This is a genomic window from Peribacillus phoenicis, from assembly GCF_047238085.1.
Classification (GTDB): domain Bacteria; phylum Bacillota; class Bacilli; order Bacillales; family DSM-1321; genus Peribacillus.
Genome location: NZ_JBDFMF010000001.1, coordinates 2866389 through 2878998 on the forward strand (window position 1 = coordinate 2866389; position 12610 = coordinate 2878998).

The following is a 12610-nucleotide window of genomic DNA, read 5'->3' on the forward strand; positions in this document are numbered from 1 at the left end:
ATGACAAAACTAGCACCATTACCTTATTCGGTACAATGGGCTGATTCCCATATTACATTATTAAATCAACAAGCCCTGCCTTCCATAACTGAATTTATTGAACTTCATTCTGTTGATGATGTATATGACAGCATTTTGACATTAAAAGTTCGCGGTGCCCCAGCAATTGGACTGACAGCAGCATTTGGTGTTGCACTTGGTGCCAAACAGGAAACAACCACTGAATTAGCCGAATTCAAGAAAAATGTAGCAAGGCATATTGAAAAACTCGCCTCGTCACGGCCAACTGCTGTCAACCTTTTTTGGGCGTTAAGGAGGATGGAAATTACCCTGCAAGCTGCGCAAAGCATTTCAACTGCCAAGGAAGCACTTGTATCGGAGGCTAAAGCCATCTTTGCTGAAGATGAAGAAATGTGCAGGAAAATCGGGGAACATGGTTTATCCTTATTCACTAGAGGAGATTCCATTCTAACGCATTGTAATGCTGGGGGAATTGCCACGGCTCGGTATGGCACAGCCTTGGCTCCCTTCCACCTGGCTAAAGAAAAGGACTTTCCGCTAAAAGTGTATGCATGTGAAACAAGGCCTGTCCTGCAAGGGGCGCGTTTGACTGCTTGGGAATTGATGCAAGCGGGGGTGGATGTCACATTAATTTCTGATAATATGGCTGCCCATACGATTCACCAGAAAGCAATAAATGGCATTATCGTCGGTGCCGACAGAATTGCGGCTAATGGAGATACAGCCAATAAAATCGGGACATTGGGATTGGCCATATTAGCCAAGCACTTTGGTATCCCTTTTTACGTGGCCGCTCCATCAACCACATTCGACCTTACTCTCGAGTCCGGCACTTCCATCCCGATCGAAGAACGGAATGAAGCGGAAATCACCTTCATTCAAGGTGTTAGGATCGCTCCCGAAAACGTGAAGACTTTCAATCCTGCCTTTGACGTTACACCGAATCATCTAATTACAAGCATCATTACCGAAAATGGCATCATAACACCGGATTTCATTAAAAACATCCCGCTTTTTGTTAAATGATCCAGGTTGCTTTATTGATGATAAAAAACGAGAAGGATTTCGTATCCCTCTCGTTTTTGTGATTATTCTTGCGAGGTCCACAATACAATTTTTATTTTTTGGAAAAGAACTCCTGAAGTGCCTTCTTATTTTTAGTGTAGTCCATCTCCAAAACGGCTCCGGACTGGGGATATATTTCATCTTTAAAGCTTCCTTCCACTGGAACCCTTAAGGTTTCGACGGTGTCCGGTGTATGGAAGACGGCTTTTGGACCCATTTCCATTATTGTTTTCAGTCCAATATCTGTATCCAAGTACGAGAGTCCTTGTTCGATTATACTAGGAAGGGCTGCCATCCCTTCGAAGGACGAGATTTGATTTATAAACGCTGTTTTTAATTGAACCATTACTTCTTGTTGACGCTCAACCCTTCCAAAATCACTTTCATCGTCATGTCTAAAACGGACATATTTCAATATTTCCTCCCCATGTAAAACATTTTTACCGACGCTTGCTTGAATGCTCATATCATCAATGATTTCCTGGTCCACATTCACCGCTACCCCCTCAGGTGCAAGTAAATCGACCATCTTCACGAATCCCTGAAAGTCAATTACCGCTACATGATCGACCTTGACACCAAAGTTTTCCTGTATGGTTTTCTTGAGAAGTTCCCTTCCACCATAATAATAAGCTGCATTTATTTTGTTATATCCTGATTTATTCCCGGGGATTTTCACATAACTATCACGCATAATCGAAGCCAGCTTCAGTTTTTCCTGCTCAGGAAAATATTTTGCCAGTATAATCGCATCTGATCGAGAATTTTCCTCTCCCCTTGTATCAACACCAATTAACAGAAATGTTTTCACGCTTTCCTGGTTCTCTTCTTTGGTTAGTTTTTTTTCCGTACCTGCATTTCCATTTTGTTTGGGTAAAGGGGCATAAGTGCAGCCTGCCAGAATCAAGATCAATAGATATATGAACAATACCTTTTCTTTCATTACCTCACCTCATCGGAAAATTACCCCTATTCTCTGCCTAATATTGGAATCCTATGCATTAAACGACAAAAATAGCCTGCCAACGATAATCGCTGACAGGCTATTCGGGCAAAATCATTTATTGATTTCTTTCTTTAATACTTCTACCGCCTTTTTCACTTGTGTGTCATTCTTAAGGATTTTCTCCTGGATGACCTGCATCAATTTCATGGTAGTATCATCTTTAATGGTGCCAGTTTCTTTAATTTTTTGTTCCCTTTGGAATGCTGTGACCGCATTCGTTGTTGCTTCATCAAAGAATCCATCTACCTTACCCGGATCATGTCCCGCTTCCTTCAGCATCTCTTCAGCAGCTTTCACTTCACTCGAAGAATCAGATGCTTTCAATTCCTTATCGGGCGAAATGTACGGAAGGCTGGCATAACCAGGAAGCTTCACAGTAATATCCGGCTTGATCCCTTTTTTATGAATCCAATTGCCTTCAGGAGTCAACCATTTAGCTGCCGTATATTTGAAGTTAGATCCATCTTCAAAGTCTTCGGCAGTCTGCACTGTCCCTTTCCCAAATGACTTGACACCAATCAATGGAATGTCCGCAGATTCACTGACAGCCGCTGCAACGATTTCAGAAGCACTGGCACTTCCGTCATCAATCAACACGACTACCGGGATTTTCAGTTCTCCATCATTCTCCGATTTATAGACTTGTTTTTTCCCGCTGCGCTCCTCAACTTGAAGGACCACTTCCCCATTAGGTATGAACAGGCTTGCCATTTCTATTGCTTGATCAAGCAGTCCCCCCGGGTTTCCCCGCAAATCCAATACGAGACCCTTCATATCCTTCTTGGACATTTCTTCAAGCGCCGTTTTCAGCTCTTGGACTGTATGTTCGGAAAAACTGGTGACTTGAATCTTGGCAACTCCATCATCAAGCATTTCCGCATAAACCGTCTCAATCGGAATTGTGTCCCGTTTAATGGTGAGCTCAATCGGTTCCGACTCACCAGCTCTTGAGATGGATAGATCCACTTTCGTACCCTTCTCGCCCCTGATTTTCAGGACAGCTTCAGAAGAGCTTAGCCCTTCAACGCTTTTACCGTCCACACTTAAAATGATATCATTCGGCTTTACCCCCGCTTTTTCTGCTGGGGACCCTTTTATAGGTGAGACGACCATGATTTGTCCATCCTGCTCCTGAATCTCGGCACCGATTCCTTCAAAAGATGAAGAGATGCTTTCATGGAAACTAGATGCTTCCTTTTTATCCATATAAGCAGAGTAGGGATCATCCAATGATTTGATCATTCCATTAATTGCGCCGTCAACCAGCTTTTCTTCATCAACCTCTTCATAATAGTTATCTTTTATCTTATCGTATGTAGTATACAGCTTTTCAAATTCCGCATGCTTATCCGGTGCTAATGACTCTACTTTTTCATCTCCAAAGGTCAAGGCTATTGTAGTAATCCCTGCAGTTAGAAATATGACTAAGAAAATCCCCATAATGAACGTAAACTTCTTTATTTTAATGAATTTCCCTGCCTCTTTTGGCTGTTCTTGATTTTCTTCTTCCACTGAAGCCTCACCACTTTCATTCTTCATGACGATATAAACGATTTCTTTCTATTTTAACAGCTTTCATGACAATCGAAAAATAATTGTTATCAAAAATAACAACTTATGACCATATGTATTTTTTTACGCTTCGCAAACGTTAAAGCATAGAGAAAACTCCCTGGACTACAGGCATCTATTGACATTACAAAAATGGGGCTACCAAGGAATAACTGAGCCTGTATCCAACTGTCATTATACAGCTTCACTTATTCCTGGTCACCCGCCTGTCATTTACATCCAATTATCAGTCCTGGATCGCTGCTTCCAATGCCACTTCAACCATTTCGTTAAAGGTTGACTGGCGCTCATCCGCCGACGTTTCCTCACCGGTTAAAATGTGATCGGAAATGGTTAATACAGATAATGCTTGGCGGCCAAATTTAGCAGCAAGCGTGTATAGCGCTGCTGATTCCATTTCGATTGCAAGGATTTGGTATTTTGCCCATTTTTCCAAATCACTATTATCGTTATAAAACTGATCGGCCGTAAAAACATTACCGACCTTCAATTGCAAGCCCTTAGCTGTGCCAGCGTCATAAGCTTTTCTTAGTAATTCGAAATCCGCCGTTGGGGCAAAGTCCACCCCGCCGAAAGTCATGCGGTTCATTTGGGAATCGGTGGAAGCACTCATTGCAAGGATCACATCCCTGACTTTTACATCCTTCTGAATCGCTCCTGCAGTTCCCACACGAATCAGCTTCTGGACATTATAGCTATTCATCAATTCATTCACGTAAATCGAAATGGATGGGACACCCATGCCTGTACCTTGTACAGAAATTCGTTTCCCTTTATATGTCCCTGTATATCCAAACATGTTACGAACTTCATTATAAAGTTTAGCATCCTCTAAAAATGTTTCAGCAATATATTTTGCACGCAACGGGTCCCCAGGAAGTAAGACCGTTTCCGCAATTTCATTTTCTTTTGCACCAATATGTACGCTCATACGACTATGTCCTCCTTAACTTGTGATTGAAATGATATTCAAAAACTACTATACCATATCAACCACAAGTTAGGAAAATCGAACCTTATCCTAGAACTTGAAAAAGATAAGGAAACTGGAAGTCATGAAAAGACTTTGACACCCTTCCTTTAAACCGCAACAAAACGGCGGAGGTCCGCCGTCTTTTTTTAAGGTTAATAAAATTAAGGGATAGGAAGCTGTTAACCGTCTTATGACAGGTTACTCATCGACTTCTTCATCAATTATGCACTTTTCAAGAAGATATTCGAATGTGATGTCAGCAAGATCTTCAACTTCAGCTTCTGTTGGAAGATAGCCCCGTCTTATCAATTCTTGAAAAAAGAATTCCGCTATCTCTTCTGTATCAATAAAAACCTCAATTTCTCGCAAATCATCGCCCCCTTATTTAAAGGTCTATGAATGTGTAGAGACAAATATACCAGTAAGGCATCCCATTATGGAAAATCATTTGAAGGGCTTATATTTATCATGATCCATCCATGTTCAATTTGAATGGAAGCTTCTATAGGGAATTTTGAAATTGCCCCTTTTAAAAATTCAGGATACCTTTCACTTCGTTTGCTTCTTTTTATGATCTGGATAAATTTCCTCTGCCGCCTTTTCAATTTTAGCAAGGGCGATCTTCATGATGTGACGATATTCATCATCGCCAAAATGTTCGTAGAGCTTACAATAATCATTATATAAATCCAACAGTCCATCAATCATTTCCTTTTTTTCATTTTTTGTCATTGTCATTTCTCGCTCACCTTTACCAGGGTTGTTTTGTTTAGCAATGATAGCAAGCTCATTTTTCTTTTTAGGAAGTAGCAGACCCAACTTTTTAATGATTCCATCTGCACGTTTAGCATCGGCTATCAAAGTCAGTTCTTCCTCATGCGCTTCAAGCCATTCACCATCAGAGATTCTGGATAACTCATAGATTACATCCTCCCAGGCATTTTCCTTATAGCGCCAAATTTCCGTTCGATAGCCGATAATCTTGAAATAATCCTGTTCATACCCATCCACCTGGACCAAGTCACCTAATAAATATTTATATTCAATATCGATTTGTTCTTTTTGATAAAGGATTTCACCTTCATATTCATTTATCGATTGCAATGTTTTTTCGATATAAAGACCTTCACTATAGTTCACTTCATACACATAAGCACCATCGAGAAATTTTACATCGGTTATATTCCCGACTGTCCCATACATTGTTATTACGACTGTATCGCCTAATTTAAATTTCGGCTGTTTTTTTTTGCCCATAAGAGACATCCCCCAATATGGTCCTTATCGTTTGATTAGTAAATTATATGCACAAACAAACATGGAGGTTAATGGAAAAGAGAGGGCATTTTGCTCATTTAGCTAAGTAACCGGCCCATTTACGGCACTACAACCAAAAACCGCCTCATTTAATGAGACGGTTCGTAGTGGGAATGATGAGCGTCACTTTCGTTCCTTCGTCGCGGACGCTTTCAATTTGGAATTTCCCTTTTAATTCCTCCATTATCTGAATGCACGTCGCCACACCTAATCCGTTTCCATCCGGTTTGGTGGTATAAAAGGGCATGCCGATATTTTTTAAATTCTCGGGACTGATGCCTTTCCCATCATCGCTGATCACTAATCTTACATAATGGGACTCGGAAGTATGATGCAATTCAATCTGCCCCCTTGCTTCGATGGCTTCACAAGAATTATTCAAGACATTCAAGAGAACCTGCCTTAACCGGTTCCTGTCTGAATAAACAACGACAGAGTGTGTCACTTCATTTATTAGTCTTACATGAGAACTCGGAATTGAAGGGATATAGGTATCTATTATTTCTTCAAGGAAATCCTTTAAATCGATTTTCTCCCATTCCAGTTGATGCGGTTTTGCCAAATCAAGAAGTTGTGTCACGAATACATTAACCCGATCCACTTCATGAAGCATGACATCACTATATTTTTCTATTAATGTTTTATCATGATCCTGGCTCTTCAATAATTGGAAAAAGCCCTTTATTGTCGTCAGCGGGTTCCTGATTTCATGTGCGACACCGGCAGCAAGCTGGCCGACATATTTCAATTTTTCCGTACGGACGATTTCCTTCTCACGATCTTCTATCGTTTCCATCATTCTTAGAAAGGCTAGGTTCAATTTTTCCATTTCCTCGAAGCTTCTTTTATCGGAAATGATGAATTCCTTTCCTCCAATGAAATCCTCTGTCGCTTCGACAAGTTCTTGAACTGGCCGCACAAGGGTCTTTGTTAGTAAATAGACAGCCAGAATGATAGAAACAAAAACGATGCTGTAGATTGTCAAATACCGTGTTAAAAGGTCATTCAAAGGCTGAAACACTTGTTTCTTATCTGCACCCACAACAACAAACCATTTATTCTCCGTTTTTGCAATCGTATGAACAGGCTGGATGGAATATATTTTTTCCCCGTTCTCTGCGCTGTACAATTCATCCGATAACGAAGCTTCCATCAGCTTACCTTTCGTTAATCCCATTTCTTTCAATGCAGATTCCTGCATGACTCCATGCGGGTCTTTTTTCGAAATCATGATGCCTTCTTGATTGATCATGAAAAAGTTCACTGGGTATTTATCGCTAATTTCATTAGCCTTTTTCTCCATCAGCTCCCAAAGTCCTTCCAATCGGAAAGCTGGAGATACGACACCGATCATTTTCCCTGCATTATCATAAACCGGCGCACTCAGAGCAATTATGGGTTCTGGGAAAGCACGGGTTTTATAAACGTCAGAAAGGAATTCACGACCTTCTATGGCCTCTTTGAACCATATTCTCTGCGCGAGGTTGTCCCCGATCATTTTATTGGATGTATCTGCAATGACATTGCCTTCCATATCCAAATGCAAGACACCGTAATAATATCCTTTTGCATCGATAAACTTTTTTAGTTCCTCTGACTTCTCTTCTTTTGAATGGCCAGGATTGATGATTACCGAATTTGCACTCATTAACCTCACATCACTGATCCGTTCGTTCAAATAGCTATATGTTTCATTTACAATATTCAGTGAACCTGCATTCAGGGCATTTTTTGCTTCCTTCTCAAGCAGGGACCGTTGTGATCCATAGGATATGATCCCCAATATCAGAAGAGGAACACTTGCAATAAGTAATGAATAAAGCAAAATTCGGGTTTGAAGGCTTTTAAGCATCCTTCCGATCCTCCCTATTCCTGATCTCCTAATAAGAGCCCTTCTTCTATTTGGACATACTGCTCCCATGCTTGATCGAATAGTGACATACTATCGAGATAGTCTGCATTCAATTCCAAATAACTGCTCAGTTCATTATAATCAGTCGATTGTTTTGGGAAGCCATGATCCTCATAGGCATGATTGGCAAATTTAGTGATTGCATCAATTTCCTTTGGTTGTCGAAATTTCATTAAATATAAATAAAATGGTCTCATGATGTTGAGCCCCCCCTAAAATAACTATGATTTCTGCTTTAATATATCGGAAACTTTCGCTTCCGTCCACTTTTTTAAAGATGAATTTGGTCTATTCTTCCTCACTTTATAGATTTCCACGATTTTTCATCAAAAAATGCTTTCATTTTCTTACGGAATTACACTTAAATATCGTACTCCCATCCTTTTAAGACGGAAAAACTTTTTTTATACGACTTGGTTCATGAATCGATAAAGGAATGAAGTGCTTCATTCTTGCTTAGCCCAATCTTTCAATCAAATGCACTTCAAAAACCTTATTATTTTCATTATCTGAAAAGGAAAATCCCCTACATCTAAGATGGAAATAGTGGTTTGCACTAATTCTGTCCAAATGGGGGGATTTATTCATTCATATATGGAAATGTAAATGCATCATGCAGCTAAAAGTCAAAGTAATTACGTTTCAACAGCCTTTTCATGTTCATTAGCTCACTGTACGTCGTTTGTTTTTCAAGCTGTTTCGTATCAATTAAAAACAGTTGATTTTCGATTTCCTTCACTATTTCATCACTTTGAAAAAGAGCATCGCAGCTCTCACATCGAGATGAAGGGGTCTCCGTAATTTCAACTGCCCTCGTACCATCCGGCAGTTCCCAATACACAGTCCCATTTACTGATGCAAGCTTCCCTTTCTCACACCATGGACACGTCTCCATGCTATTCATCTCCCTTAGGTGTGCTCTTTTTTTGCTGTGCCTGGAATTTCTTTTCTTTTAACAAATCCCGCTTTTCACGTTGGTTTTTCAATGAAGCATGCTCTGGGTTGGTCACGTAATTTTCCCGTCGATTCATTCGCTTCAGTCCTTCAGGCACTAAATTGAATTGCTTGTCGTTCATTAAACCAGATACACCTATATCTGATTGTCTTTCTTCCATATCAGGATATACCCCTTTGAAGTAATCATCTGCAAGTCCTGGTGTATATTGCTCAGGTTCCGGATATGTGGTTATCACACCTTCAAAATTGCGCAGCACCGTTTTTGTTGGAGATTGTGAAAGGATATAATTCGGCTGCAGCGTGATTTTCCCTCCCCCTCCAGGAGCATCGACGACAAAGGTAGGTACAGCATACCCGGATGTATGGCCTCGGAGCCCCTCAATGATTTCAATGCCTTTTGAAATGGGAGCCCTGAAGTGACCGATGCCTTCCGACAGATCGCACTGATAAATATAGTAAGGGCGGACACGAATCTTAACAAGGTCATGCATCAGCTTTTTCATGATTGCGACACTGTCATTGATCCCTGCTAAAATAACTGCCTGGTTGCCCACAGGTACACCTGCATCGGCAAGCATCTCACATGCTTTCTTTGATTCCTCGGTAATTTCTATCGAGGTATTGAAATGAGTATTCAGCCAAACCGGATGATATTTTTTTAAAATGGTGCATAAATTTTCAGTGATTCTTTGAGGAAAAACAACCGGAGCCCGCGTTCCTATCCTGATTATCTCAACATGAGGAATTTCCCTTAAGTTCTTGAGGATATATTCAAGGATCGTATCATTGATCAATAATCCGTCCCCACCTGAAATAAGGACATCCCGAACTGCCGGTGTGTCACGTATATAACCGATTGCAGCGTCCAATTGTTTTTTGGGCACGCCCATGCCAATTTGTCCTGAAAAGCGTCTTCTCGTACAATAACGGCAGTACATGGAGCACTGATTCGTCACCAAAAAAAGAACGCGATCCGGATATCTATGGGTCAGTCCCGGCACTGGGGAGTCCTCATCCTCATGAAGAGGGTCTTCCATGTCATATTTGGTTTTATGCATTTCTTCCGAGATTGGGACCGATTGCATTCTGATTGGACACCTTGGGTCATCTTTATTCATTAACGAAGCATAGTATGGGGTGATATTCAATGGAATGGTTTTTGTGGAAATCCTCACACCTTCCTCTTCATCCGGAGTCAGGTTTATCACTTTCTTCAAATCATCGACAGTTCGGATCGTATTCGTAAGCTGCCACAGCCAGTTGTTCCATTGTTCTTCGGTTACATCTTTCCATAGCTCTATATCTTTCCAATTGCGATCTGGCTTATATAAGTCAAATAACATGGTTATACCTCCTGAATTATGATAGTAGTATTAAATGCAAGAAGGGTGCCAAAATGACCCAATAATTCGAAGGCCCATAAAAAAAACCGGACTGCAGGCTGCATCCGGATTTTTTCCATTCAAATATGCTTTTTAATTTTATATTGCAAGGTCTGCCTTGGAATCTGCAATAGCTTCGATGCCTGGAAAACGTTACCGTTCGTTTGAAGAAGGGCCTCGGTAATCAATTTTGTTTCCATTTCAATCATGGCCTCACGAAGCGGAAGTATTTTTTCAGATGGGGTGCGCTTTTTTAAAGACTGGGGCAAATCTGCAAGGTTTAAAACATCATTCTCCGTATGGTTCATCATGAATTCTACGGTATGTTTAAGCTGCCTTACATTTCCAGGCCAATGATATTCCCGAAAAAAAACCTTTGTCTGCTCATCCATGCCTTTAATGGACAATCCTAATTTACTGTTAAATATTGATATGAAATGTTCAGTAAGAAGCTCTATATCATCAATCCGCTCCCTTAGCGGAGGCAGCTCGTAGCTCAATACGTTCAATCGGTAAAATAAATCGGGCCTTAGCCTGTTATCCGATACCGCCTTTTCCGGATCTATATTCATCGCTGCCATGATCCTCACATCCACCTGTACACTCTTTGTACCTCCTATCCTCCTTATGAACCCATCTTCGAGCACACGCAGAAGCTTTGCCTGCAAGTCAATCGGCATCGATTGCAATTCATCCAAAAACAAGGTTCCGCCATTGGCCAATTCAAACAGTCCCTGGCGTTCCACAGCACCAGTGTAGCTTCCTTTAGCCGTACCGAATAGAAGCGATTCCAATAAATTTTCCGGTAAGGCCGCACAATTTTGCGCGATGAATGGTTCTTTACTGCGGCTCGAACCCTGGTGTATGCTTTGAACAAAAAGCTCTTTTCCTACACCGCTTTCCCCATAAACCAACACCGATGAGGAGGAGCGGGCAGCCTTTTTCCCTTGTGAGATCAGACCTTTAAATCCAGCATCAATAGTCAGGATTTCAGTGAAAGAATATAATCCATCGGTTCCGGGCGTTTTCCTTTCAGGACTTTTGATCGTCTTGAGCGAGCTTTCCAGGTCTGCTAACCTTTCAGATAATTGCTTCAAGCTTGAATAATCCTTGGCAATCTCTATAGCGCCTATCATAAACCCATCTACATATATGGGGAGCGTCGTGTTTAACGTCTCAATGATTCGCCCATGTGCATTTACATACGATTGGCTATAGTTGTAGATTGGTTTTTCAGATTTAATGACCCGCAGCAATGTCGATGATTTGTGATTCAAAGAAGGGAAGGCTTCAAGCAACGGTTTCCCAAGCACCTCACTTCTTTTCATCCCATCATGATTGGCCGCCACTTCGTTATAAAAGATGGTCTGTCCTTTTGGATCTATCACATGAATGCCTTCATCAATGGTTTGTAATATTGCTTCCAATACTTCACTTGTATTAAAAAATTCACTTGGCAAGATATCCCTCCTCAAGACCTTCTTGCTAGATGTATATGAGGAAATGCCAAAAACTTGTCATGTACCGCCTAAAATTGAGCATTCAAGTGAAATTTTTCACCCAAAGGTTCATGTCTTCCAGTTTATCGAAAATGTAACAGTTATTGGCCAAACGTCCGCGGTACGAGTATCCATGCTGATGCAATGCAGCATTCATGCCGAATGAGAGCGACCTGGCAATCGAATAAATACAATAAATTCCATGTGAAATAAGATATTCTTCAAGCGCGGAAATCAAGTGTTTCATCAAGCCGTACTGCCGATGTTCCGGCAATGTCGCACAATCGGTGATTTCTGCGTTATGGTAAAAGGAATCAATTTCTGCTGAAGCAGCACTGACAATCCTGTCTTCATGGACATAAATATAAAAAACCGTTCCCTTTTCCATGCACTTTTTCACATATACCGGATCATTCATCGGTGTGGGATACACTTCGAAAACCTCCCCATACAATTGGGCCAGCTGAGGTGCATCGGTAACTTCCGCTTTACGGCCTTGATAGGCTGAAGGCGGATTATCTAATCCGGATTTTATCGGCAGCCTCTGTACATCGGTAAGGATTTGATCTTCAGTTTCCCATTCTGCACTGTTGCGCCTTGCATTCCGGTTATATTTAACAAGGAAGAAACAATCGCTTCCCAAAAAGAATTTATCGATGCTTCCTTCATATAGAAAACCCTGAGCAAGCAATGCCAGAACGTTTTCCTTGCGTGACTTGAAGATGATTTTTTCTGCTGAAATGTCTTTAGCCACCTTTAAAGATTCCTCCACGCATTCTTGAAAATGACCTAAATAATCATCAATCCTGATTCGCTTATTAAAATGGTCAATCGTAATATGTATGGTGCACCTTGGCTTTTGAATCCTTTTTCCAATGATTCCAGCCTCCATTTGTCCCGCTCCCT

12 protein-coding genes are annotated in these 12610 nt (G+C 41.0%); 1 reads left to right on the forward strand and 11 read right to left on the reverse strand.

The window, feature by feature from the left end; genetic code table 11:
- Nucleotides 1-1047 (forward strand): S-methyl-5-thioribose-1-phosphate isomerase, encoded by a 1047-nt coding sequence (mtnA, locus tag ABC374_RS14005; protein ID WP_413018442.1) that lies wholly within the window; start codon nt 1-3, stop codon nt 1045-1047.
- A gap of 91 nt (nt 1048-1138) precedes the next feature.
- Here mtnA and ABC374_RS14010 read toward each other — a convergent pair whose 3' ends face one another.
- The 11 genes from ABC374_RS14010 to ablB form a co-directional block, all read right to left on the reverse strand.
- Nucleotides 1139-2029 (reverse strand): LCP family protein, encoded by an 891-nt coding sequence (locus ABC374_RS14010; RefSeq protein WP_413018444.1) that lies wholly within the window; start codon nt 2027-2029, stop codon nt 1139-1141.
- Nucleotides 2030-2143: 114 nt separating this feature from the next.
- Nucleotides 2144-3604 carry a lmo1851 family serine protease gene (locus tag ABC374_RS14015; RefSeq protein WP_459564386.1) on the reverse strand — a complete coding sequence of 487 codons (1461 nt, stop codon included), beginning with the start codon at nt 3602-3604 and terminating at the stop codon, nt 2144-2146.
- A gap of 286 nt (nt 3605-3890) precedes the next feature.
- Nucleotides 3891-4595, reverse strand: coding sequence for a purine-nucleoside phosphorylase (gene deoD / locus ABC374_RS14020; protein WP_230175687.1), 705 nt, complete (start codon nt 4593-4595; stop codon nt 3891-3893).
- 240 nt (nt 4596-4835) lie between these two features.
- Nucleotides 4836-5006 (reverse strand): YozD family protein, encoded by a 171-nt coding sequence (locus tag ABC374_RS14025; protein ID WP_064505166.1) that lies wholly within the window; start codon nt 5004-5006, stop codon nt 4836-4838.
- A 180-nt stretch (nt 5007-5186) separates the two neighbouring features.
- Complete coding sequence (locus ABC374_RS14030) at nt 5187-5894, reverse strand: hypothetical protein (RefSeq protein WP_214750321.1); 708 nt, start codon at nt 5892-5894, stop codon at nt 5187-5189.
- A 145-nt stretch (nt 5895-6039) separates the two neighbouring features.
- On the reverse strand, nt 6040-7806 hold the full coding sequence (locus ABC374_RS14035) for an ATP-binding protein (RefSeq protein WP_413018449.1): 1767 nt from the start codon (nt 7804-7806) through the stop codon (nt 6040-6042).
- Nucleotides 7807-7820: 14 nt separating this feature from the next.
- Nucleotides 7821-8063 carry a YozE family protein gene (locus ABC374_RS14040; RefSeq protein WP_101225334.1) on the reverse strand — a complete coding sequence of 81 codons (243 nt, stop codon included), beginning with the start codon at nt 8061-8063 and terminating at the stop codon, nt 7821-7823.
- Nucleotides 8064-8485: 422 nt separating this feature from the next.
- Nucleotides 8486-8761, reverse strand: coding sequence for a YokU family protein (locus tag ABC374_RS14045; RefSeq protein WP_350299151.1), 276 nt, complete (start codon nt 8759-8761; stop codon nt 8486-8488).
- Nucleotide 8762: 1 nt separating this feature from the next.
- On the reverse strand, nt 8763-10166 hold the full coding sequence (gene kamA, locus ABC374_RS14050; protein ID WP_350299152.1) for a lysine 2,3-aminomutase: 1404 nt from the start codon (nt 10164-10166) through the stop codon (nt 8763-8765).
- 119 nt (nt 10167-10285) lie between these two features.
- Nucleotides 10286-11665: a sigma-54 interaction domain-containing protein gene (locus ABC374_RS14055; RefSeq protein ID WP_413018452.1), complete on the reverse strand. Its 1380-nt coding sequence runs from the start codon at nt 11663-11665 to the stop codon at nt 10286-10288.
- Nucleotides 11666-11747: 82 nt separating this feature from the next.
- Entirely contained in the window at nt 11748-12596 is an 849-nt protein-coding gene (gene ablB / locus ABC374_RS14060) for a putative beta-lysine N-acetyltransferase (RefSeq protein WP_413018454.1), read from the reverse strand.
- Between the last annotated feature and the right edge of the window lie 14 nt (nt 12597-12610).